This window comes from Hyphomonas sp. (assembly GCF_022844445.1).
Lineage (GTDB): Bacteria > Pseudomonadota > Alphaproteobacteria > Caulobacterales > Hyphomonadaceae > Hyphomonas.
The window spans coordinates 38,642-60,431 of the sequence record NZ_JALHLS010000005.1 but is presented as its reverse complement, the minus strand read 5'-3'; the positions used below and the strand labels follow the sequence as shown (position 1 = coordinate 60,431).

General features: G+C 66.0%; 25 protein-coding genes and 1 tRNA gene. 8 read left to right on the top strand and 18 right to left on the bottom strand.

Annotation, left to right across the window (positions count from 1 at the left end; all coding sequences use genetic code 11):
- Positions 1-7: 7 nt before the first annotated feature.
- The 4 genes from ald to Q0C17_RS07330 form a co-directional block, all read right to left on the bottom strand.
- Positions 8-1,132, bottom strand: coding sequence for an alanine dehydrogenase (ald, locus tag Q0C17_RS07345; RefSeq protein ID WP_291203613.1), 1,125 nt, complete (start codon positions 1,130-1,132; stop codon positions 8-10).
- Positions 1,133-1,232: 100 nt separating this feature from the next.
- Positions 1,233-1,913 (bottom strand): TorF family putative porin, encoded by a 681-nt coding sequence (locus Q0C17_RS07340; RefSeq protein ID WP_291203610.1) that lies wholly within the window; start codon positions 1,911-1,913, stop codon positions 1,233-1,235.
- 313 nt (positions 1,914-2,226) lie between these two features.
- Positions 2,227-2,886, bottom strand: a complete 660-nt coding sequence (locus Q0C17_RS07335) for a TorF family putative porin (protein WP_291203607.1) — start codon at positions 2,884-2,886, stop codon at positions 2,227-2,229.
- Positions 2,887-3,101: 215 nt separating this feature from the next.
- Positions 3,102-3,917, bottom strand: coding sequence for an SDR family oxidoreductase (locus Q0C17_RS07330; RefSeq protein WP_291203604.1), 816 nt, complete (start codon positions 3,915-3,917; stop codon positions 3,102-3,104).
- 164 nt (positions 3,918-4,081) lie between these two features.
- On the opposite strand from Q0C17_RS07330, the gene Q0C17_RS07325 reads away from it, so the two are divergent.
- The gene (locus tag Q0C17_RS07325) at positions 4,082-4,591 is read left to right on the top strand and encodes a BLUF domain-containing protein (RefSeq protein WP_291203601.1); all 510 of its coding nucleotides are present in this window, start codon (positions 4,082-4,084) and stop codon (positions 4,589-4,591) included.
- Here Q0C17_RS07325 and Q0C17_RS07320 read toward each other — a convergent pair.
- Entirely contained in the window at positions 4,485-5,510 is a 1,026-nt protein-coding gene (locus tag Q0C17_RS07320; RefSeq protein WP_291203598.1) for a hypothetical protein, read from the bottom strand. The two genes, Q0C17_RS07325 and Q0C17_RS07320, sit on opposite strands and share 107 nt — an antisense overlap.
- Positions 5,511-5,743: 233 nt before the next feature.
- Positions 5,744-6,754 carry an AraC family transcriptional regulator gene (locus Q0C17_RS07315; protein WP_291203595.1) on the bottom strand — a complete coding sequence of 337 codons (1,011 nt, stop codon included), beginning with the start codon at positions 6,752-6,754 and terminating at the stop codon, positions 5,744-5,746.
- Positions 6,755-6,874: 120 nt separating this feature from the next.
- On the opposite strand from Q0C17_RS07315, the gene Q0C17_RS07310 reads away from it, so the two are divergent.
- The 6 genes from Q0C17_RS07310 (at position 6,875) to Q0C17_RS07285 (ending at position 12,456) form a co-directional block, all read left to right on the top strand.
- Positions 6,875-7,696, top strand: coding sequence for a hypothetical protein (locus tag Q0C17_RS07310; protein WP_291203592.1), 822 nt, complete (start codon positions 6,875-6,877; stop codon positions 7,694-7,696).
- Positions 7,697-7,793: 97 nt separating this feature from the next.
- Positions 7,794-9,797 carry an acetyl/propionyl/methylcrotonyl-CoA carboxylase subunit alpha gene (locus tag Q0C17_RS07305; RefSeq protein ID WP_291203589.1) on the top strand — a complete coding sequence of 668 codons (2,004 nt, stop codon included), beginning with the start codon at positions 7,794-7,796 and terminating at the stop codon, positions 9,795-9,797.
- 171 nt (positions 9,798-9,968) lie between these two features.
- Positions 9,969-10,502: a DUF805 domain-containing protein gene (locus Q0C17_RS07300; RefSeq protein ID WP_291203586.1), complete on the top strand. Its 534-nt coding sequence runs from the start codon at positions 9,969-9,971 to the stop codon at positions 10,500-10,502.
- A 36-nt stretch (positions 10,503-10,538) separates the two neighbouring features.
- Entirely contained in the window at positions 10,539-10,985 is a 447-nt protein-coding gene (locus Q0C17_RS07295; RefSeq protein ID WP_291203583.1) for a DUF805 domain-containing protein, read from the top strand.
- 134 nt (positions 10,986-11,119) lie between these two features.
- The gene (locus tag Q0C17_RS07290; protein ID WP_291203580.1) at positions 11,120-11,653 is read left to right on the top strand and encodes a DUF805 domain-containing protein; all 534 of its coding nucleotides are present in this window, start codon (positions 11,120-11,122) and stop codon (positions 11,651-11,653) included.
- A gap of 23 nt (positions 11,654-11,676) precedes the next feature.
- Positions 11,677-12,456: a hypothetical protein gene (locus Q0C17_RS07285; protein ID WP_291203577.1), complete on the top strand. Its 780-nt coding sequence runs from the start codon at positions 11,677-11,679 to the stop codon at positions 12,454-12,456.
- A gap of 3 nt (positions 12,457-12,459) precedes the next feature.
- On the opposite strand, the gene lipB is transcribed toward Q0C17_RS07285, so the two are convergent.
- Complete coding sequence (gene lipB, locus Q0C17_RS07280) at positions 12,460-13,161, bottom strand: lipoyl(octanoyl) transferase LipB (RefSeq protein WP_291203574.1); 702 nt, start codon at positions 13,159-13,161, stop codon at positions 12,460-12,462.
- An 87-nt stretch (positions 13,162-13,248) separates the two neighbouring features.
- Between lipB and Q0C17_RS07275 the strand changes: the two genes are divergently transcribed.
- Positions 13,249-13,333 (top strand) — tRNA-Leu (locus Q0C17_RS07275).
- Positions 13,334-13,377: 44 nt separating this feature from the next.
- Here the strand turns inward: Q0C17_RS07275 and Q0C17_RS07270 are convergent.
- Genes Q0C17_RS07270 through Q0C17_RS07220 form a run of 11 tightly spaced genes read right to left on the bottom strand, consistent with a single transcriptional unit; the run spans position 13,378 to position 21,789 of the window.
- Positions 13,378-13,863 carry a hypothetical protein gene (locus tag Q0C17_RS07270; protein ID WP_291203571.1) on the bottom strand — a complete coding sequence of 162 codons (486 nt, stop codon included), beginning with the start codon at positions 13,861-13,863 and terminating at the stop codon, positions 13,378-13,380.
- Positions 13,860-14,618 (bottom strand): type II secretion system protein N, encoded by a 759-nt coding sequence (gene gspN / locus Q0C17_RS07265; protein WP_291203567.1) that lies wholly within the window; start codon positions 14,616-14,618, stop codon positions 13,860-13,862. The genes Q0C17_RS07270 and gspN overlap by 4 nt, the downstream gene beginning before the upstream one ends.
- Complete coding sequence (gspM, locus tag Q0C17_RS07260) at positions 14,615-15,073, bottom strand: type II secretion system protein GspM (RefSeq protein WP_291203564.1); 459 nt, start codon at positions 15,071-15,073, stop codon at positions 14,615-14,617. The genes gspN and gspM overlap by 4 nt, the downstream gene beginning before the upstream one ends.
- A complete protein-coding gene (gspL, locus tag Q0C17_RS07255) occupies positions 15,070-16,185 on the bottom strand; it encodes a type II secretion system protein GspL (protein ID WP_291203561.1) in 1,116 nt (371 codons plus the stop codon). The genes gspM and gspL overlap by 4 nt, the downstream gene beginning before the upstream one ends.
- Positions 16,182-17,156: a type II secretion system minor pseudopilin GspK gene (gene gspK, locus Q0C17_RS07250; protein ID WP_291203558.1), complete on the bottom strand. Its 975-nt coding sequence runs from the start codon at positions 17,154-17,156 to the stop codon at positions 16,182-16,184. Before gspK ends, gspL begins: the two co-directional genes overlap by 4 nt.
- Positions 17,153-17,770, bottom strand: coding sequence for a type II secretion system minor pseudopilin GspJ (gspJ, locus tag Q0C17_RS07245; protein ID WP_291203555.1), 618 nt, complete (start codon positions 17,768-17,770; stop codon positions 17,153-17,155). Before gspJ ends, gspK begins: the two co-directional genes overlap by 4 nt.
- Positions 17,767-18,135, bottom strand: coding sequence for a type II secretion system minor pseudopilin GspI (gene gspI, locus Q0C17_RS07240; protein WP_291203552.1), 369 nt, complete (start codon positions 18,133-18,135; stop codon positions 17,767-17,769). Before gspI ends, gspJ begins: the two co-directional genes overlap by 4 nt.
- Positions 18,132-18,632: a GspH/FimT family pseudopilin gene (locus Q0C17_RS07235; protein WP_291203550.1), complete on the bottom strand. Its 501-nt coding sequence runs from the start codon at positions 18,630-18,632 to the stop codon at positions 18,132-18,134. Before Q0C17_RS07235 ends, gspI begins: the two co-directional genes overlap by 4 nt.
- A gap of 7 nt (positions 18,633-18,639) precedes the next feature.
- Complete coding sequence (gene gspG / locus Q0C17_RS07230) at positions 18,640-19,098, bottom strand: type II secretion system major pseudopilin GspG (protein WP_291203547.1); 459 nt, start codon at positions 19,096-19,098, stop codon at positions 18,640-18,642.
- A gap of 11 nt (positions 19,099-19,109) precedes the next feature.
- Complete coding sequence (locus tag Q0C17_RS07225) at positions 19,110-20,321, bottom strand: type II secretion system F family protein (protein WP_291203544.1); 1,212 nt, start codon at positions 20,319-20,321, stop codon at positions 19,110-19,112.
- Positions 20,308-21,789 (bottom strand): ATPase, T2SS/T4P/T4SS family, encoded by a 1,482-nt coding sequence (locus tag Q0C17_RS07220; RefSeq protein WP_291203541.1) that lies wholly within the window; start codon positions 21,787-21,789, stop codon positions 20,308-20,310. The genes Q0C17_RS07225 and Q0C17_RS07220 overlap by 14 nt, the downstream gene beginning before the upstream one ends.
- Between the last annotated feature and the right edge of the window lies 1 nt (position 21,790).

The following is a 21,790-nucleotide window of genomic DNA, read 5'->3' as shown; positions in this document are numbered from 1 at the left end:
GAAAATCTCAGGTAAACGCGACGTTCAGCCAGTCCGGGCGCACGTAAGGTTCGCCTAGGTCGCGCGCAACCAGCTTGTGCGCGATCGTGCCCCGGTCAACGGTCAGGCCATTGGCGAGATGGCGATCCGAATTGATGGCCGCGCGGGCGCCCTTGTTGGCGATCTGCATGACGAAGGGGAGGGTCGCGTTGTTCAGCGCATAGGTGGAGGTGCGCGGAACCGCGCCCGGCATATTGGCCACGCAATAGTGAAGGATGCCGTCCACGTCATAGATCGGATCTTCGTGGGTCGTCGCGTGGCTCGTCTCGAAGCAGCCGCCCTGGTCGATGGCAATGTCTACGAGTACGGCGCCGGGCTTCATCGTTTTGAGCTGCGCGCGGCTGATCAGTTTCGGCGCAGAGGCGCCCGGAATCAGAACGGCGCCGATCACGAGATCGGCGTCCTTGATTGCTTCGGCGAGCGAATGCGCGGTCGAATACATCGTCTTGAGGCTGCCGCGGAACTGCTCGTCGAGCTGGCTGAGGCGGATGTTGTTCCGGTCGAACACGGTCACGTCCGCGCGCATGCCGACCGCGATTTCGGCCGCATGCGTTCCAGAGACGCCGCCGCCAATGATGATGACTTTTGAAGGCGCAACGCCTGGTACGCCGCCGAGCAGGATGCCGCGTCCGCGTTTGGTGCGCATCAGCGCCCAGGCGGCGACCTGCATCGACATCCGGCCGGCGACCTGGCTCATCGGGCGAAGCAGTGGAAGGCCGCCTTCGGAATCGGTGACGGTTTCGTAGGCGATGGCGAGGCAGCCGGATTTCATCAGGCCCTTCGCCTGGACCGGATCGGGCGCGAGATGGAGGTAGGTGAAGAGCGTATGGTTTGGCGTGAGCCGGGCGGTTTCTTCCGGCTGGGGTTCCTTGACCTTCACGATCAGTTCGCTGCCAGCAAATACTGCATCTGCATCCGGCGCGATCTGAGCGCCGACCGAGACGTAAGCTTCGTTGGCAAAGCCCGAATTCACGCCGGCGCCGGACTGAACGAGGACTTCATGGCCGCCGCGGACGAGTTCGCCGACACTTTCAGGTGTCAGGCCGACACGGGATTCCTGTTTCTTGATTTCGGTTGGAACGCCGATGCGCATGAGGCCTCTCATTGGGGAAAGTCTAACCGTATAGCGTCCCTTTCCGGCAACTTCCAGCCCCCTGCCGAGACGCCGGTACAGGGGTCAAGACTTCGCCTGACTAGCTGCTGATCGACAGCGTCAGGACAATGCGCCTGGAAGCCGGAGCAAAGTTCTTGATATCGGTGTCCCAGTAGCGAAGGCCGATTGCGGCGCTGCCCCGCGAAACTGTCGAGCCGACTGACCAATTGGTATAGTCGCCGTCCGTTTCGCTGGCGTAAGATCCGATGGCTGCGTCCAGGCTGAAAGACGGGCTTAGCGCGTAGCCGGCTTTGAGGCTCGTATAGACATAGTCTTCACCGGGACTGAAGGCGCCGTTGGTTGCCACCCAGAAACCGGTATCGAAGCTGTATCCAAGTCCGCCGCTGAGTTCCAGACCACTCAGGTCCTCCGCGTCGGCGCCCGGATAGTCAAAGAAAGTTGCCATCAGATCCCAGCTGATGCCGTTTTCCAGCACGTCAGCCAATCCCGCATAGGCGCTGACTTCCAAGTCTGCGGCGGATGTATCACCAAAATCGACTGTCGACGCCCAAACACCGGCATAGAGCGCGCCGTTTGCGTAGTCGAACCCGCCCTGAACCGCTGGGTTCCCGTTTGATGAAGAGATGCCCCGATCAACATAGTCGGTGGCCAGGGAGGCATTGGCAGTCCAGCTGCCTTGCGCCGCAGCCATTTTCTCAAACACGGGAAGCTCGGCGGCGATCAGGCACACCGATGCTTTCATCAACGACGCTGGTTTCATGATCGTCAGCCTCCGGTTTCAGTATCGGAGGGCAAGGAATTGAAGTCCAGTCAGTTCAGGAGATGCGGGGCTGGGCGGGTTCAAACACCTGTTCGGCGCGCGGCGCAGCGCGCCGCCTTCTCAGCGATCTGCTGGCTGCGCCAGTCGCCGACAGGTCGTGACAGCGACCAGGGCCTGTTTCCCGACGGTATCACCGGGGCGGCCGAAAAGCTTGGCTTTGGCTGTGCTGCAATAAAATGTCCCTCTCCCGGCAGGCCGGAAGAGGGACAACAGGCGGGGCGCAAGCCCTGCCATACGCCTGGCTAAGCGGAGATCAGAAGACCTTCGAAACCATGATGACAAAGTTCTCGTCAGCGATGTCGGTTGCGCCGTCGATATCCGTATCGGTGTATTTGCCGGTCAGATCGAACAGGTCGAAGCTGTAGGTCGCGCCCAGCGACCAGTTGGTGTAGTCGCCGCCTGCATCGAAGCTGTAGCTACCGACGCTGGCGAGACCCTTGAACTTCTCGGTGAAGGCGTAGGTACCGGTGCCCTCGACGTAGGTGTTTTCGTTGTCCGGGTCGTAATAGGCGGTAACGCCGGCCGAGAGGGCATCGACAGTATAGCCGAGGCCGGCTTTGACTTCGAGGAAGTCGAGGTCGTCTTCACCCGGGTAGATGTAGCCGATCACGCCGACATCGAAGCTGAGCGATTCGGTCAGCGCGCCGCGGAAGCCGCCATAGAGATCGACTTCGATATCTGCGTCCGAGCCGAAATCGACGTTCGAGGCCCAGGTGCCGACATAGAAGCCGCCATTGGTGTAATCGAGGCCGCCCTGGACGGCGAAGTTGTTGTCGCTCTGGGAAACGCCGCGCCAGACATAGTCATTGGTCGCCGCGACGTTGGCGGAAAAGTCGCCTTGTGCAGAGGCTGCGCCTGCGGCCGAGGCCAGCGCGATTGCGAGCAGACTCGCCCGTGTGAATTTCTTGGTCATTTGGAGGAAACCTCGCTTCTGTCAGTACGCTCCTGATCGAGCGCCACGCTGGAAGGTGCCGGGGGGTGACGGAAAATTCGATGGGAAACGTAGCGTAAAGTCTTGCCGGGGTGGGCGTTCGCCGGGGTTTTGGGCAGGCAATGCACCCCTTGCCTCACCTTTGGGCGTTGCGGCGAATCCACACCCCTGTGGCGGATTCGCCACAGATTTCGGCTCTAACGTGCTACCATGGGCGCATAGCCAAGGTGCATGCCCGCATCGACCATGAGGGTTTCGCCCGTCACGTGCCGGGAGGCATCGGTGAGGAAGAAGACCGCCGAATCGGCGATGTCGTCCGGCCCGCTGGCGACCTGGAGCGGGACGGAGGCGGCGACGCCGGCTTCCATCTTGGCGTACTGCTCAGCGCTCATCTCGTCCTTGAACCAGCGCGTGCCGATGAAGCCGGGGCAGACGGCGTTGACGCGAATGGCGGGCGCGAGGGCGCGCGCGAGGCTGAGCGTCATTGTGTTAAGGGCGCCCTTGGTGGCGGCGTAGGCGACCGAGGAGCCGATACCGGTGACGCCGGCGATCGAGGAGACGTTGAGGACGGCCGAGGCACGGCCTGTCTGGCGGTGGGCTTCGACGAGAAGGGGCTTCACCTTCTGCATCATCAGGAAGGGGCCGGCGACATTTACCGCATAGGTGTGCAGGAAGTCTTCGCGCGAGAGGGCGTCCAGGTCCGAATGGTCGCGTGCGTGCTTGGTGATGCCGGCATTGTTGACGAGGATATCCAGCCGGCCGGCCTGGGCGGCTGCTTCGGCGAGTTTGGCGCAGCCTTCATCGGTCGAGACGTCGGCCTGGATGAGGCGCGCCTGCGCGCCGGCCTTCTGGCAATCGGCGACGGTGGCTTCGCCGTCCGCGACGGACTTGGTGCAGTTGATGATGACGCTGGCGCCGCGCTCGGCGAGGCGCAGCGCGATCGAGCGGCCGAGGCCGGTGGCTGATCCGGTGACGAGGGCGCTGCGGCCTTCGAGGTCCTTGGGCTGCGTCATGATGTTCCTCCCGGGTGTTGTTTGATCTGTCTGTTTCCCTCGTATCGCGCCCAGGCCGGGCCTGTCCATTGGGGCGCTCGCGGGACGGGTATTTCACCCCGGCTTGCAAGCAACCGGACCGGCCGCGACAAGGGGCAACGAAACCGCTCTGGATTTGCCCGGCCTTGGATCACCTGTTCCGCATTGTCTATGTCAGTACGGCCGTGCCCGGGCTGGGCGACCGGGACATCGACAGCCTTCTGAACATCTCGCAATCCAACAATGACGAGCGCTTCATCACAGGCTATCTCGTGCATAACGGCGCAAGCTTCATGCAGCTGATCGAAGGGCCATTCGACGAAGTGGACGAGATCTATGCGCGCATCCTGCGCGACCGGCGCCATACGGGCATCGTGCGCATCCAGGCGGAATGGGCGTCTGCACGGGTGTTTCCGAACTGGTCGATGAACTATTTCCGCGTTGACCGGCATGACGGGATTGGCGCGATGGTCGCGCGCGCCGGCGACAGTGTGGACAGCCTGATGGAAGCCGGCGTGCCGCGGGACGTGTTGCACCTGTTCTCAAAATTCATTCAGCAGGCGGACTATCCGGACCCGGGCCAGGCGGATGGATCTGCGCCAGGTGTTCCTTCCGCAGGTACGCCGTCAGGCCCACAGCAAGACCCACAAGCGTAAGGCCGGCCAGCAGCAGCGTCCCGGGCTCCGCGCCAAAGACCTCGAAATACTGCGTGTAGGCGTGGATAGCGAGGAAGACCATCGCGCTGACCGACAGGAAGCCGCCCCGCCGCGTGAGCATCGCCAAGGCAATGGCCAGCGCCGCCCAGCCGATTGAAAAAGGCCATTCGGGCAGGGCGATCGCGGTCTTCTCCCATGCTTCATAGGCGGCATAGTCGTCATAGCGGGTCTGTCTCCAGCCAGAATCGCCGAGCAGGTCGCCCCAGAGCGATCCGACCCAGAAAGCGAAATGGACGAGAATTATTGACGTGCGGGCCGCGACCGTGAGCAGCAGCGACCAGGCTGCGTCCACTATGGTCCGTACGCGGTAGAATCCGGCAGCCAGCGCGCCGAAGACTGAAATCGTGATGACCGGCTCCTCGACAAAGAGGGCGTAGGAGGCGTGCCAGTAGCCGGTGCCGGAACCGAAGACGGCGCCGAGGGCAAGGACGGCAAGCGCGGCGAGGAAGGCCGAGCGGAACCAGGCGGCGCCGGCGGTGAGTACGCCGGTGATCAGCAGCGCGGTTGCGGTGGCGGACGGCGCGTCGCCGAACTGCCAGCCGATCCAGCCGGCGAGGCCGAGCGTGCCCATCAGGGCGAGGCCAGAGGAGAGGACGCTGAAGGCTTCGCCCGGCGCCAGGCGGCGCAGGGCTTCGGCGCCCACAAGCGCGCCGAGGGCGAGCGTGAGGCCAGTCGCGGCGTTCGGGACAAGTGCGATGGCCGCGGCGGAGACAGCGAGCGCGCCGAAGATGAGGAGGACATTGACGAGGAGGTTGCCGCGCCTGTCCGGCAGGGCGAGGGATTCGAGCCGGGCGGCCTCGGCTTCGGAGAGGCTGCCGGCCTTGAGGAGGGCGGCAAGGTCAAGGCGGATGACGGGCACGGTAGCAGCTCCTGAAATATAGTGAGCGTTCACTAACATAAACGGGTATTGTCCGGCAAGTGGCATTCGGGGGGGGCTTGCCTTTGCTGAAATGCAGCCTGGCCGGTGTCTGGGTGCAGGCCGGCCCAGGCGACCTGCTTCGGGCGGACGGCCGCTCGCCCCGATCGAAATGCGCGGCGCGCGGCGACAGGCAAGTGCCGCCGCAAGGGCTCACCAATGCAACAGCGGCGGGGTCAGGCACTGCGCAGGTCGCGTGGGGATTTTCCGGTCCAGCGCTTGAAAGCGCGGGAGAAGGCGGGGGCGTCCGAGAAGCCGACGAGATAGGCGGTTTCGTTGACCGAGGTGTTGCGCGCGGTGAGATAATCGATGGCCATGCGGCGCCGCAGATCATCGAGGACAAGCTTGAAGCTCGTGCCTTCCGCCTTCAGCCTACGGAACAATGTCTGGCGGCTGATGCCGAGGGCGGCGGCGATCGCGTCGGCGTTCGCCGCGCCGGTATGCAGGGTGGGCAGGAGGCGGGCCTCGACGGCGCTGCGCAGGGTGCGGCCGGCTTCGAGGCTCGCGAGCAGGGTGCCCGCGCGCTGGGTCAGGATGCCGAAGACGTAAGAGGGCTGCTGTGCGACGCGCCAGCCGGCGATCTCCGGGTGGAGGCGCATGGCGTTCCAGGGGCTGGAGAAGGTGACCGGGCACTGGAAGACGCGTGCGTGCTCAGCGGCGCTGGCGGGCGCAGGGTGGGTGAAGTGTACTTCGAGGACGTGCGGCGCGGCGAGGAAGCGGCGGGGGCCGCAGACGAGGCGGGCGAAGGCGGCTTCGGAGAGCTGCGGAAAGGCGTTCGGGTCCGGCCGGTTGTCGACCATCCAGAGGTCCGCGCCGCGCGGGACGATGGCGAAGCGGGGCACGCCGGGCGGCATCGCGAGTTCGACCGCGAGGGCGCCGAAACGCTGCATCTGGGCGAAGGCGTCGCCCATGGTTGCCGACGCGGTCATGATAAGGCCGACAAGGGAGACCTCCGGCATGTCGACTGCCTCGCCATAGAGGAGGGCGAGGGCGGGCTCGTGGCAGGCGGCTTCGGCGGCGCGGGTGAGGGCCTGGTAGCCGGCGAGCGAGATGCGGGTGTCACTGTCTTCGAGATCGGCGGGGGCGAGGCCTGCCGCGGCGAGGAGGGCGGCCGGGTCCGCGCCGCGCGTGGCGGCGAAGGCGGCAAGGCCGCGCACGATGCCTGCGGAGACGGTCGATTCGGTCATGCCTCGGGCGCCCCCTGTTACAAACGAGCATGCGGCTGCAACGGGGCATCATGGCGCCCTTATCGAAAAACGGCAAGAACCGGCTTTGTGAACCGCAACCCTGCGGGAAGGAGTGCCGCCATGATACGTCCGACGACCCCTGCCTTCGGGCGCATCCTAGCCGGATGGACAATGCTGGCGGCGGCCTGGCTGATGTTTGCCGGGGCGGCGCAGGCAGGCAACCTGCAGGTGGCACCGGACGCGCCGTGGTGGGCCCATTTCGGGGCGGCGGCGCTGCTCTGGCTGCATATCGGGGGCGGAACGCTGGGCATGCTGTCGGGCGCGGCGGCGCTGACCTTCCGGAAGGGCGGTCGCCTGCACCGGGCGGCAGGGGCGGTGTTCTTCGTCTCGATGTTCGTGACTTACCTCATCGGGGCGGGCGTGGCGCCGTTCCTGGAGACGGGGCAGCGGCCGAATTTCGTGGCGGGAATCATGGCGCTGTACCTGCTGGTAACCGGCTGGTCGGCGGCGCGGCACCGGAAAGCGACGGCAGGGGCGGCGGAGGCGGCGGGGTTGGTGATTGCGCTGGCGATTACGGGCACCGGGGCGATGTTCATGCAGATGGGCGCGGCAAGCCCGACCGGGACGATCGACGGCTCGCCGCCTCAGGCTTTCATCCTGTTTACTGTGGCCGGCGCGCTGGCGGCAGTGGGGGAGGCAAATGTGCTGGTCCGGCGGGGGATTTCAGGGGTGGCCCGTACGGCGCGGCACCTGTGGCGGATGTGCTTCTCGCTGTTCATCGCGTCGGGCTCGTTTTTCCTTGGGCAAATGCAGGTTCTGCCGGAGGTGTTGCGGGATTCGGCCTTTCCTTTCGTGGCGGCGTTCCTGCCGCTGGGGGTGATGATTTTCTGGCTGGTGCGGGTGCGCGTCAGCCGGGCGCGGGGGCCGGCGGCTGCGGCCTGAGCGGGGCGCGGTGTCTTGCCGTACCGGTAAGCATGGACAAGGCGCGGCGCGCGGCTTAACTCGGCATGTTTTTGCAGATTGAGGGGCGTCCGGGCGCATGTTCAGCAAGATTTTGATTGCCAACCGCGGCGAGATTGCCGTTCGCGTCATCAAGACGTGCCGCAGGATGGGTATCAAGACCGTGGTGGTCTATTCCGATGCCGATGCGGGCTCGATGGCGGTCGAGATGGCCGATGAGAGCGTGCATATCGGCGGCTCGCCGGCGGCGCAGTCCTACCTGGTGGCAGACAAGATCATCGCTGCCGTGCGCCAGACCGGGGCCGAGGCGATCCATCCGGGCTTCGGCTTCCTGTCCGAGAATGCGGGCTTTGCGAAGCGGCTGGAGCAGGAAGGCATCGGCTGGATCGGTCCCAACGCGTTCGCCATCGATTCGATGGGCGACAAGATTTCTTCGAAGAAGCTGGCGGCAGAAGCCGGCGTCTCGACCGTGCCGGGCCATATGGGCCTGATCGAGGACACGAAGGAAGCGATCAGGATCTCCAAGCAGATCGGTTATCCGGTGATGATCAAGGCCTCGGCCGGCGGCGGCGGCAAGGGCATCCGGGTCGCGGCGAACGACAAGGAGGTCGAAGAGGGCTTCCCGGCCGTGAAGGCCGAAGCGAAGGCCTCGTTCGGCGACGACCGCGTGTTCATCGAGAAATTCATCCTTGAGCCGCGCCACATCGAGATCCAGGTCTTGGGCGACAAGCATGGCAACTGCCTGTGGCTGAACGAGCGGGAATGCTCGATTCAGCGGCGTAACCAGAAGGTTATCGAGGAGGCGCCCTCGCCGCTGCTCGATCCGGAGACGCGCAAGAAGATGGGCGAGCAGGCGGTGGCGCTTGCCAAGGCCGTGAACTATGACAGCGCCGGAACGGTGGAGTTCGTCGCGTCCGGCAAGGACAAGGGCTTTTACTTCCTCGAGATGAACACCCGCCTGCAGGTGGAGCATCCGGTGACCGAGATGATCACCGGCATCGATCTGGTCGAGCAGATGATCCGCTCTGCGTATGGCGAGAAGCTGAAGATCAAGCAGTCTGACGTGAAGATCAATGGCTGGGCCGTTGAAAGCCGTGTGTATGCGGAAGATCCGTACCGCAACTTCCTGCCGTCGATCGGGCGCCTGAAGCGATTCCATCCGCCTGCGGAAGGCAAGATGGGCAAGGGCGAAGTGCGCATGGATTCGGGCGTGCGCGAAGGCGACGAAATCTCGATGTTCTACGACCCGATGATCGCCAAGCTGGTGACGTGGGGCAAGGACCGCAATACGGCGCTGGACGTGCACGGCGAGGCGCTCGACCGGTTCCACATCGAAGGCATACAGGACAATATCCCGTTCATTGCCGCGGTGATGGACGAGAAGCGGTTCCGCTCCGGCAACATCACGACGGCGTATATCAAGGACGAGTTCCCCGAGGGCTTCCAGGGCGTTGCGCCGACGAAGGAACAGGAGGCGCAGCTCGTCTGTGCGGCGGCCTATGTGCATGCCTTCTTCGCGCGCCGTGCGGGGCAGGTTTCCGGCAAGGTGGCTGCGGCGGCCAAGCCGCGCCGTGACTGGGTGGTCATCCTCGGAGATACGCACCATCCGGTGACGATTGATCTCGGAGACAATGGCGATGCGCAGATTTCGGTGAATGGCGGCAAGGCCCACAGCCTCGTGACGTCCTGGCAGCCGGGCCAGCATCTGGTGGAAGGCGTGCTCGACGGCAAACCGTTCGCGGTGAAGTTTGCGGACCGCACGGAAGGCTATCTGTTCCGTAGCCGGGGCGTGGCGCTGCGTGCACTCGTCTGCACACCGATGGTTGCAGACCTGCACGGGCGCCTGCCGGAAAAGCCGAAGGCGGATACGTCGAAACTGGTCATCTCGCCGATGCCGGGGCTGGTCGTGTCGATGGATGTCGCGCTTGGCCAGGAAGTACAGGAAGGCGAGGCGGTCTGCATCGTCGAGGCCATGAAGATGCAGAACATCATCCGGGCCGGCGCTAATGGCACGGTGAAGGCCATTAACGTCAAGGCGGGTGACAGCGTCGCTGCCGACGAAATCATGGTCGAATTTGCCTGAAATACCGTCTGCTGACGGCCTGCGCGGGCAAGACTTAACTTTTCGGAAACCGGTTAGGTCTGCTATCCTAGTCATACTGCGCCATGGCGGACCCTTCCGTCCCGGCGCGCCGCTATGACTGGGACAGCAACGAGCGGGGCGGGCGCGCCCCATGACCGGGAGCCTCGAGCCATGATGAACCTTCTCTTTTCCCCCAACGGGCGGATCGACCAGCCGACGTATTGGCGCGGCGTGCTGATCCTTCTGGGGATCAGCGCTGCGCTGAGCGTGATCAGCGCATTTGTGTCACCTTTCCTCGGCTTCCTCGGCATTGTCTTCGTCTGGCCGTGGATCGCGGTGCACGTGAAGCGCTTCCATGATGCGGATAAGTCCGGATGGCTGACGATTGCCATGGTGGTGCTGGCGATCGTTGTGTCGCTTGTGGCCAGCATGATCCTGCCGCCTCTGTTCGGCATCGACCAGATCGCCCAGCAGGTCGAGATGCAGGAAGAGATCGAACGCGCCTCGCGCGGCGACCCGGCGCAGGCCTTCTCCGCGGCAATGGACGCTTCGAAAGCCATCGCGCAGGCAAACCTTTTGCCGAGCATCCTGTCTACGGCGGTCGTTACCGGCGTGGTCGGCGCGGTGATGGGCCTGTTCAAGACCGACCCGAACGACAACCAGTACGGACCCGGTCCGGCCGGTGCGGGCGCCGCGTTCAATTAATCAGTAAACTGATCATAGCCAAAGGGGATACGAACCATGGTCACTTTTCCGGAAGCCATCCAGCTTTTCTTCTCGCGATACGTCGACTTCCAGGGCCGCTCGCGCCGGTCTGAATACTGGTGGGTCGCCTTGTTCAACATCATCGTGTTCGGTGTGGGCACGGTGCTCGCCATGGTCCTCGGCGGTGTGAATTTCGAAACCGGCGAGATGGGCCCGATCGGCTACGTGTTCATCGGCCTCCTCGGTCTCTACGCCCTTGGCATCATCATTCCGTCGATCGCGTTGTTCGTGCGCCGTCTGCATGACATCAACCAGACTGGCTGGATTTATCTTGGTCTTGTGGTTCTCGGCTTCGTGCCACTGATCGGCCTTCTGGCCTCGATTGCCCAGATCGTGATCGCCTGTATTCCCGGCACGGTCGGCCCCAACAAGTATGGCCCGGACCCGAAAAACCCGGCCGGTTCGGCCGACGTCTTCGTTTAACCGGGGCGCTAACCCGTGTAACAAGAAGAGCCGGGCGATCTGCCCGGCTCTTTTTTGTTGCGCGAACTTATCGTTTATTGATAAGGGCGGGAATGATCCCGGCGCGCCCCCTGCAAGGAAACAACCCTCCTCCCATGGACTTCCGATTCCTGTTCCTCGAGCCGCAAGGCCGCCTGCCGCCCAAGCCCTTCGCGCAAGGCCTGATCCTGCTGACCGGCGTGTTCATGGTGATCACCGTGCTGGCGGCCGTCGTCTCGCCCGGCCTCGGCATCCTGCAATACGCGGTCGTGTTTCCGTACATCTGCCTGTTCGGCAAGCGCCTGCACGATGCAGGGCTGAGCGCCTGGTTGTGGCTGGTCTTCCTCGCGGGGGCTGGCTTCCTGAACATGATGCTGTCGGCGATCCTGCTGCCGCTGCTCTCGCCGCTGGCCTATGAAGTGCAGGTCGAGATCCAGAAGATCATGCAGGCCGATGGCTTCAATGCGGCGTTCGAGGAATTGGCGGCGCGCGGACCCGAATATGCGCGCCTGTCGGCGGTGACCTCGGTCGCCACGCTGCTGATCAGCAGTGCCTTCACCGGCTTTGCGGCCTTCCGGATGCGCTCCGACCCCAAACCCAACCGTCACGGCCCGCCCACGCTTCAAGCGCGCGCGGACGAACTTTCCTGACCCAGGCAGAAGAGGGCCAGCCCATGAACCCGACGACCGGTGAAATTGACAAGCACCGCCCGTGGATCCGCGATTTCCGGGATGACCCGGGCGCGATGAACTGGGCGCAGACCTTGCTGAACCCGATGGGGGAAAGCTCGAAGCTGCATTTCACCCGGGCCTGGACGTTCAGCTTTCTGGGCCGCTTCCTGCTCTACATCGTGCCGTCGTTTACTGCGGGCATACTGGCGATTGCCGGCATGAAGACCGATGGACTGAATGCGCCGGTGAACCTGCTGTTGTTGACGGTGCCGGCCTTGCTGGTGCCGTTTGCGGTGTTCACGTTGATGACGGAGTACACCACCTTTGTCGCCCACATGCGCCGCCTCGCGGATGCACAGAAGCCCGCATGGTTGGCCGTGATCGTCCTTGTACCGATGATCCTGGGCCTGGCGGCCTATACCGCCGGCACCAGCATGGGCGCGGCGCAGCACCGGCAGTTGAATGCGCCGCCGGCGGCGAAAGTGGAGAAGGAAAAAGAAGGCGAGACCGACGCAGAGGCAGGCGCGGAAAAATCCGAAGCCGCCAAGAAGGACGGCGAGAAGAAGCCGCCCCAGCGGCGCGGCCCGCCCGGCCCGCCGCAGAGCGAACGGCAGGCGGCCATGGCCGCCGGCATGGGCATGGGGCTGGCGGTCTGGTGGCTTGGCTCGAGCCTCGTGATGATCTGGTCGCTGCTCTGGGTGGCGCGCCTGCCGAATGGCGGGCAGGGGCCGATGCGCACGGGCAGTGATCTGACGCCTCAAGAAATCGCGGCGAGCTACTAGCGCCTACACCGCCGGGCTCAGCTCCGGCGCGGCCACGCGTACCAGCCGGCTGTCGAACACCTCCTCGAAGGCGGCTTTCAGCGCCATGTCGGTTTCTTCCAGTGTCACGACACGGCCAAGTCCGGCGAGGCTGGTAACGCCGTAGCGGGCGTCTTCGATGCCGCAGGGCGTGATGCCGGTGAAGTGGGCGAGGTCCGGCTCCACGTTGAGGGAGATGCCGTGCAGACTGACCCAGCGCTTGAGGCGCACGCCGATGGCGGCGATCTTGTCCTCGCGCAGGGGGCCGCCAGGCGCGGTGCGGTCGACCCAGACTCCGACCCGGCCTTCCCGCACGCCGGCGTCCACATTGAAGGCGGCGAGCGCGCGGATGAGCCAGTCTTCGAGGTTGGCCACGAAGGCGCGCACATCGCGGCCGCGGGCGCCGACGTCGAGCATCAGGTAGGCCACTCGCTGCCCGGGGCCGTGATAGGTGTACTGGCCGCCGCGCCCGGCGTCGTAGACGGGGAAGCGGGCGGGATCTTTCAGGTCGGCGGGTTTGGCCGAGGTGCCCGCGGTGTAGAGGGGCGGATGCTCCAGGAACCAGACCAGTTCGCGGGCGCCGTCATCGCGAATCGCGCGGGCCCGCGCTTCCATCAGGCAGAGCGCGGCCGCGTAGGGAACAGGGGCGTCAGAGACCGCCCAGTCGACATCCGGGAAATTTGTCATGGCCCCGGGGATATAGGCGTTTTTCAGGGCTTCACAAAGCCGGAACGCCGCCTTATACGGCCCGTCTGCCTCTAAGAGACCAGTCGTGCGGTCATGGCGGAATTGGTAGACGCGCAGCGTTGAGGTCGCTGTGGGGCAACCCGTGGAGGTTCGAGTCCTCTTGACCGCACCATTCTCTTTTTCGGGCTCTTTACCCGACGCCTGACAGACGCCGCCCTAACCGGGCATGCAGGCGCGCACGCCGGTAACCGGCAGGATCGTTTCCCAGCCTTCCGCGTCCCGGAACAGGATGTTGCCGGTGTCGACACGCTGGCCGCCCTCGAGAGCGTCGCCGGGTTTGAGGGTGACCTGAACCTGCGTGCGGGAGGCGGCGTCCTCGAATTTCATGTCCGTGACGAACTGGCCGAAGACCTCGCCGCCAGCGCCGGTCATCGGCAGGGAGACCGGCTTGCCGTCCAGCAGGACCAGCGCGCTTGCGGCAGGGCTTTCTGCGAACAGGACGAACTGGCGGGGGGCCGACATGCCCCACAGGAACAGACCGCACTTTCCGGGCGCGAGGCGTTGGGGCGGCAGGCCGGCTTCCGGGACGGCCGCGATCGCCTGCGACGTGCTGCGGGGCGCCTGAGAGGCCTCTGGCTTGGGGTCATGGCTGCAGGCCGGGAGGACGGCGATCAGGACGGCGAGGAGGGCAGGTCTCATCATTGGGGGGCGCTCGTGTCGGAGGTCTGGAAGAGATAAACATAGTCCTGCCCCTGCAGCGCAAAGCCGGCAATGGGCAGGGCGAAGGCCAGCTCGCGCGGGACGATGCCGGAGACGCGCGCTTCAAACCGGCCGGGCTCGTCCGGGGAGAGGCGAAGGTCAGCCTCAAAGCGCGTGCCGGTCTGGTTTTCTGAGGACAGCGGGATGACCAGCGTGCCATCTTCGCAGCGCAGTGCGCCCTGCATCGGCGCCCAGCCTGGCCCGAGTATCTCGCGGTTGCGCTCCAGGACATCGCTGCGGGCCATGCCTTCGGCGGTGACGCAGCCAGCGGGGCCGAAGCGGAGCGCGGCGCCGGTAAGGTCTACCCGGCCGCCGGACTGGCGGATCCAGAGGGCAGCCTGGTCGAGCTGGCCGAGATCGAGACTGAGCGTGTAGTCGCGCAGCGAGATGTGGCCGCCGGGGCCGAGCGCGACCTTGCCCTGGCCGCTGCCCTGCGGCCCGGCCCAATCGACCGTATACTGAAGGTTCGCAGACAGGAGGCCGCCGGGCGAGAAGTCCAGCTCCGCATTGCCATAGGGCTTTGCGTCCAGTGTCAGGCCGCGCACCGTACCGGACAGGACGGTGCCTTCGGCGCTGGACCAGCCGAGGCCGCGCGCGCCGGCGCCGGATGCCGTAAGCGCGGCGCTCAGCGGGGCGAAGACGATCAGGCCGCCGACGAAGCCTGCGGCGAGCAAGGCAAAGAAAATCAGCCGTTTCATGGTGTGCCCGCCCTTGAGAACGTGATGGCGGCGTTCACACGGCCCGGCTCTGCGGCGGAGAGTTCGGCGGACTGGACCTTCAGGCCGAGGCGCGCCTCCACCTGCGCGATCCAGCCGAAAACCTGTTGAGGATCCGCGGAGGCGAAAACGAAGCTGAGCGCTGCGCCGGACGCCGATGGAGAAATCATGAGGCCCGCTTCGGCGGCAAGGGCGGAGGCGGCCGCGGCGGGGTCTGCCGGGGGCGTGACCGCGGCCTCGGTGATGCCGGCGGCGCGCAGACGTTCGAGGCGCAGCAGCGTGCTGGCCGCTTCGGCGACACGGGTTTCCGCTTCGGCGCGGCGCTGAATGGCCGGGACGAGGACAAGCTGCACCAGCGCGGCGAGCAGGGCGACAACGACAGCCGCGCCGAGCAACAGTCGTTCGCGCGGGGCGCGGGCGGACCACCAGGACATCATGGTGCAGCCCTCAGGATGAAGGCCGCCTCAGTGCCCGGAGCAAGGTCCGTCAGGCTCTCGGTCTGCGCGCTCCAGCCGGAGGCTTCCAGAGCGGCGCGGTAGGCTTCAGCTTCGGGCGCGGCGGCAAAGCGGAGAACCGCGCGCAGGGAGGCGTCTGACTGCGTATACTGAAGTTGGCGCAGCTGCGCGCCCGGCTGCAAGGCGAGAGCCTCATAGACAGCCGCCGAGAGGCCGAGGAAATTGCCTGCGGGCTCGGCGGAGGTGGCCGCGGAGAGGCGACGGACTTCAGCGTCTATGTCGACCGGCTCCGGCGCACCGGCGAATTGCTGGCGATAGGCGGCGCGGGCGTCGGCTTCCTGCTTGCGTGCGGTCGTCAGCAGGCTGTTGATTTCGAACTGGATGCCGGCGATCCAGATGGCGGTGGCCGCGAGGACCAGCATCCCGGCGAGGCGCCAACGGCGAAAGGCACTGCCTTCCCGCGCAGCGCCTGCGCCGCGTGTCTCCGTCAACCGGACGCCGGGCGCGCGGGCCTCGAGTGCAGCAAGCGTTTCGAGCGCATTGGCGGATGTGACATTGGCGTCGCTGAGCCCCGCCTTGCGCAGGATTTCCAGCAGCACGTCTTCTGGCCAGGTCCGGTCTGCGCCGAGGATGCCGTCCCGCCCATGCATCAGAAGCCGGTCGCCAAAGTCGAACAGCGCACCTGGGGCCAGGGCAAGGCTGGCTTCCGGAACGATCTCCGCATAGCCAAGGCCAGCAGACTGCAGCCGCGTAGTCCAGTGTTGCAGCAGGGCCTTGTCGGCAACGTAGACGTCGCGCGTGCGGGTGCCGGCCTGTTTTGGTGCGAGCAGCAGGTGCACGTCATCGACCGATTGGGCGAGGTCGTCTTCGATGGCATACAGCGCCGCCCTGCGCGCCTCTGATTCCGACTTCGCGGCCACCGGGATCCGGAACTTCGCAACGCTGAGGGCCGGCGCGAAGGCGACGGCTTTCGGGCGACCGGATGCCTTGAAGGTTGAAAAATCCTCCGGATGCAGAGTATTTCCCCGGCGAACGGCGAGGCGAAAGGGCGCGCCAGTGCTGGCAGGCAATTCGATATAGATGTCGGCGTTCATGCGGCGCCTCCGAAACGGCGCCAGATGATCTCGGGCGCGGCCCCGTCGCCGGCACGCAGGATGAAGCGGAACGGCCAGCTGCCTGTATCAAGGTTCACGGTGCCGGTACCGGTGAAATGTTCGCTGCGGACCTCAAGCGGCAGGCCGGCAAGCGCTTCGCCGGCGCCTGGCAGGCGATCCGCCGCGGTGCGCACGGCCTGGACATCCGGCCAGCCGGAGACGGGTCGGGCCTCGATGAGGCGGCGCGCCTCGGCAAGGGAGAGGCGGCCGCCGGTGGCGGCGCGCAGGACCGGCGCGGAGTCGGCGGTCAGCGCGTTCATGTTGAGCCGCGCGGCGTCCGGGCTGTCGAGAGTACAGGTGAAAGCCGAGAGCGCGCGGCGCAGGTCCGGCGTGAAGCCGGGCAGGACGGCGAGTTCGGCCGGGCTGAGGAGCGGCTGGCTGGCGGCGCGGAAGCCGCTGTCCTGTCCGAGATAGGCAGCGTCCTCGCCGCCGAGCGGCAGCGGCGCGGGATCAGCATCGATCCAGTCGGCAAGGGTAGCCGAGACGCGGGCCGCGTCGCCGCCCGGCAAGCCGATATCCGCCAGGAGGATTTCGAAATTCTGCATATGCTGCGCGCGGAGCGCGGGGTCCGGGTTGCCTAGGGAGTTGAGATTGAAGCAGGGCGCCTGAGCCGAGAGTGTCAGCACAATCTGTCCGCCGTCGAGCGGCAGGGCGAGCGTGCGCGACGGGTCTTCGCCGGTGTCCGATGCGGGCAGGCGGCTCGCCGCAAAGAGGTCTGCGGCGGAGGCGAGCGCGACCGACTCGGCGGAGCGCGCTGCCCAGAGGGCATGCGTGCGCCGTACACTGAGCTTCTGCAGCTCCGTCTGGCGCGCGATGACACCCGTCGCCATCACCGCCGCGACGGACAGTGTGGCGACTATCAGAAGGATCGACAGAAGTGCAGCGCCGGCCTCTTTGCCTGGTGTTATCATGAGCCCGCTCCGATAAGGTAACGGACCGTCAGCACGTCGCCCTCGGCGAAGGCCAGCGTCAGCTCGACCTTCTGCGGCGCGGGGGCCACCTCCCCGCCATCGGCCAGCCATTCACTGCGCCAGGTGTCTGCCTGACCGAAGCGGGCCTCGAGACCGGCGAGGCCGGAGAGGAGTGTTTCATCGACAACCGGCGTTGCCGGGCCGGGATCAGGGGCGAGCCATGACCGGCGGATCAGGGCACCGTTCTCGACGCGGTACTCGACGCGCTGCAAATCGCTTCGCACGGCGCCGGACGGGTTGGCCCAGCCATTGCGCACGAAAACCATCAAACGGCCATCTGCGCGCGGCGCATGGCCGGCGAAGGCGGTCGCGGGTTCGGACAAGACGGCATCCTGGCTGAGCCGGCCGGTATAGGCGGCGAGGTCGGCTGAAAGCGTGTTGAGGGCGACGGCGAGCGCCCCGGACTCGGCGCCGCGTGTCTCCACCATGCGCGCGCCGCGCAGTGTCTGGCCCGTCATCACCGCGCCGGCAGAGGCCATCAGCGCGATCGTAAAGAGCGCGATCAGCGTTTCGATCAGCGTCATGCCGCTTTCGGAGGCGTGGGGCGCGGTCATGGCGCGGCGCTCTCAGAAGCCAGCAGAGAAAGGCGGGCGAGGACCGGCGTCTCCCCGGCCTCGCGCACGTCAATCCGTACACTGTAGAGACCCGGCTGCGGCGTTGGCTCCAGCGTGCGCGTCCAGGCATAGGCGCGCCCGCGCTGGATGGCTTCGCCCTCAGTGACCGGGCTCAGGTCCAGCGTTTCGGCGGTCACGGTGTCGACGGCAAGATTCTCCGCGACCGTGCGGGCCAGAAGCCGTGTATCGAGTTCGCCGCTGATGCGCGCGGACTGCGTGTTGAGCGAGACAAGCCCCATCGCCGCGACGGAGAACACCGCAAGCGCAACCATGGTCTCGAGGAGGGAGAAGCCCTGCGCTTTCACCGGCGGCCTGCCTCCGGCGGGGGCACCATCAGCGTACGGGTCCCGGCGCGCAATTCGATCTCAACCGGCCCGGAATGGCCAAGCGGATCGAACATGATCTGCGGACGCAGTGACTGGTCTGCCGCTGGCGACGGGTCGCGCGGCATCGGGGCGGGCGACTGGACCACAATTCCGGCGGGCAGCGTGCGCGCTGAGCGCGGAAGGACGATCCATTCACTGTCCACCCAGGCTGCAGCCGAATAGGCGCCGGGCTCAAGCACCATGCCCATCGGTTCGCCCGATATGCGGGCGCGGTTTTCCAGCTGCGCCAGTGTCTGCGCAAGCCGCTCGCCTTCCTGCTTCAGCGGATCGGCAGGCCGGCTTGTGCCGATGATCATCGCGGAAGTGAACGCGATGATCGACAGGGTCACGAGAACTTCCGTCAGCGAAAACCCGGCCTGCGCCGGCGCGCCTGTTGGCGTCCGGCAGGTGAGCACGGCTGTCGCGGCGGCGCGCATGGCGGGATCAGTCCCAGTTGCCGATATCGGCGTCCGGGCCTTCGCCGCCCGGCTGGCCGTCAGCGCCGAGGGAGAAGATGTCATACCGGCCGCCGGAACGCGTGCCCGGGATCTGGTACTGGTAGGGCTTGCCCCACGGGTCCATCTGTACCCGGCGGATGTAGCCGCCTTGCCGGTAGAGTGCGAGGTCGACGCCTTGCGGCGGTGCAGAGAGCGCGGCCAGGCCCTGGTCGCTGCTGGGGTAGTTGTAGAGGTCAAGGCTGTACTGCTCGAGCGCGCTTTCGAGGCTTGCTATGTCGGAGCGGGCCTTCGAGATGCGCGAGCGGTCGCCCACCGGAGCCACGTTGACGATGATCAGCGTCGCCAGCAGGCCCATGATGAAGACGACGACCATCAGTTCCACAAGCGAGAAGCCGGCCTGTTGAGCGCGCGATCTGCGTCCTTTGAACGGGTTGGGATGGGGCATGGTTTCCTCCGTCAGCCGAGGGCAAGGGTGTTAAGTTGCATGATGGGCAGCATGATCGACAGCACGATCGTGCCGACAATACCGCCGAGGATGATGATGATGGCTGGCTCAAGCAGGCTCAGCAGGGTGCGCGTGGTTGCCTCGAACTCGCTTTCGAGGAAATCAGCGCCGCGGTTCATCATGGCCGGCACGTCGCGCGCGGCCTCTCCGCTTTGGACCATATGGGTCAGGATGGGCGGAAAGACGCCGGTCTTGCGCATCGAGGCCGACAGCGGGGCGCCCTGCTGGACCTGCTCGATGATCGACGTGGCGGCGTCGCGGAATACCGTGTTGCCCATCGCGCCGCGTGCGGCGGCCAGCGCTTCGATCACGGTCGCGCCGGAGCCGGCGAGCGTGGCGTGAACGCGGGCAAACTGCGCCGCGCAGAGGGTGCGGATCATCGGGCCGACGAAGGGTAGGCCGAGGATCAAGGCGTCCCAGCGCTTGCGGAAAGCGGGCGCGGCGAGCAGCCGGGCGAACAGCGCGCTGGCCGCGACCAGGGCGCCGGCAAGCAGCCAGCCCCAGCTGCGGGCAAGGTCCGAGGCGCCGATGACGAGGCGGGTGAGCAAGGGGAGTTCGGACGTGCCGAGCATCGCGAACTGGTCGACCAGTTTCGGCACGACGAAGACCATGAGCGCAGCAACCATCAGCAGCGCCATGGCGCCGAGAACGGCCGGATAGACCAGCGCGGCGCGGGCCTGAGAGGCCATCTTGTAGGTGCGCTCGAGGTTGGTTGCGAGCTGATCGAGGACTGCGGGCAGGCGGCCTGCAGATTCCCCGGCCGCGACGACCGAGCGATAAAGCGGCGGGAAGGCGAGCGGCGCGGCGCGCAGGGAATCTGCCAGCGGAACCCCTTCCATGACCTGCGATCGCACGCCGAGGATCAGTGCCCGCACGGACGCGGCGCTTCCATCCGCGGCGGCAGCGGTCAGCGCCTGCTCGACCGTCATGCCCGATTGCAGCAACACGGCCATCTGGCGCGTGAACAGCGTGCGCTGCTTGTGCGACAGGCGCCCGCGCAGGCGCTTGCTGCCTGCCTTTGCCGTGCCCGCTTCGGCCACCTCGACCGGCATCAGCTGGCGGGCGCGCAGCTCGCGGCGGGCCGCGCGGGGATTGTCGGCCGAAATCACACCGGAGGTGCGCTCGCCATCCGCCGTCAGCGCCTTATAATCATACGCTGCCATTCCATGCCTCCCTGCGGCAGACATGCAGCAGCTCTTCCGCGCTCGTCTCGCCGCTCAGCACATGGCGCAGGCCATTCCGGAACAGCATGTCGGCTGAGGCGAAAGCGACGCGCTCGATCGCTTCTTCGCTCGCTGCGTCGTGGATCAGGCGCTTGATCTCGGGCGTGATCAGAAGCAGCTCATACACGCCAAGGCGGCCGGCATAGCCGGTGCCCCGGCAGGCATCACAGCCGGCCGGTCCGCAGAACAGACCGGAATGATCCGCAGGCAGCCCAAGTTTCTCGATCAGCGCGGCCTCTGGCCGGTAGGATGTCTTGCATTTCGGGCAGAGGCGCCGCACCAGGCGCTGCGCCAGGACTGCGCGCAGCGTCGAGGCGAGCAGGAAGCTTTCGATGCCCATGTCGCGCAGGCGCGTGATCGCACCGGCGGAGCTGTTGGTGTGAACCGTGGAGAGGGCGAGGCGGCCAGTCAGAGCAAACTCTAGCGCGACTTCCGCCGTTTCCGCATCGCGGATCTCGCCGACCATCACGATGTTCGGATCATTGCGCAGGATGGAGCGCAATGTGGCCGCGAAGGTCAGGCCGACCTTGTGGTCCATCGGCGTCTGGCTGATCCCGTCGAGACCGTACTCGACCGGGTCTTCCAGCGTCATGATGTTGACGCGGCCCGTGTTCAGCATGGCGAGGGCAGAATACAGGGTCGTCGTCTTGCCTGAGCCTGTCGGGCCGGTGACGAGGATTACGCCGTTCGGCTCGGCGATGACCGAACGGAACCGGTCCAGCGTCGCGTCGTCCATGCCGAGCCCGTCGAGGCCGACCAGGGCCTGGCGTGTGTCGAGGATGCGCAGCGCCACGCGCTCGCCGTAACGCGTTGGCAGGGTGGCAACGCGCACGTCCAGCGCGCGCCCGCCGAGCGACAGTGAGACCCGGCCATCCTGCGGCATGCGCTTTTCCGAGATGTCGAGCCGGCTCATCACCTTGATGCGTGAGACCAGCGGCGCCGCAATTCGGCGCGAGGCGGCGAGCACTTCCTGCAGCTCGCCATCAATCCGGTAACGGATGGAAAGCTTCTCTTCGAACGGATCGATGTGAATATCCGAGGCCCGGCGCTTGATGGCGTCCTGAAGAAGGCCGTTGATCAGCCGCACGATTGGAGCATCTCCATCGCCCGCGAGCAGGTCTTCCGTCTGCGGCAGGCCGTCGAACAGCGTCTCCAGGTTCTCCTGCTTTTCGGCGGCCGCTGCGGCCGTGCCGTCCAGTGCGCCGCCGCCGAAGCCTTCGGAGAGGAGACGTTCAAACGCAATGGCCGAATGTGCCTCGATATCGAATGAGGATCCCAGCACCCGGCGCACTTCGGCAAGCGCCAGTACATCGGCGCCGTCACGCATGGCGACCGTCAATGGCGTGCGTCCGGGGATCACGGCAAGGCCTTTGTCCCGGGCGAAGGCGTAATTCACCTGCGTGCGCATG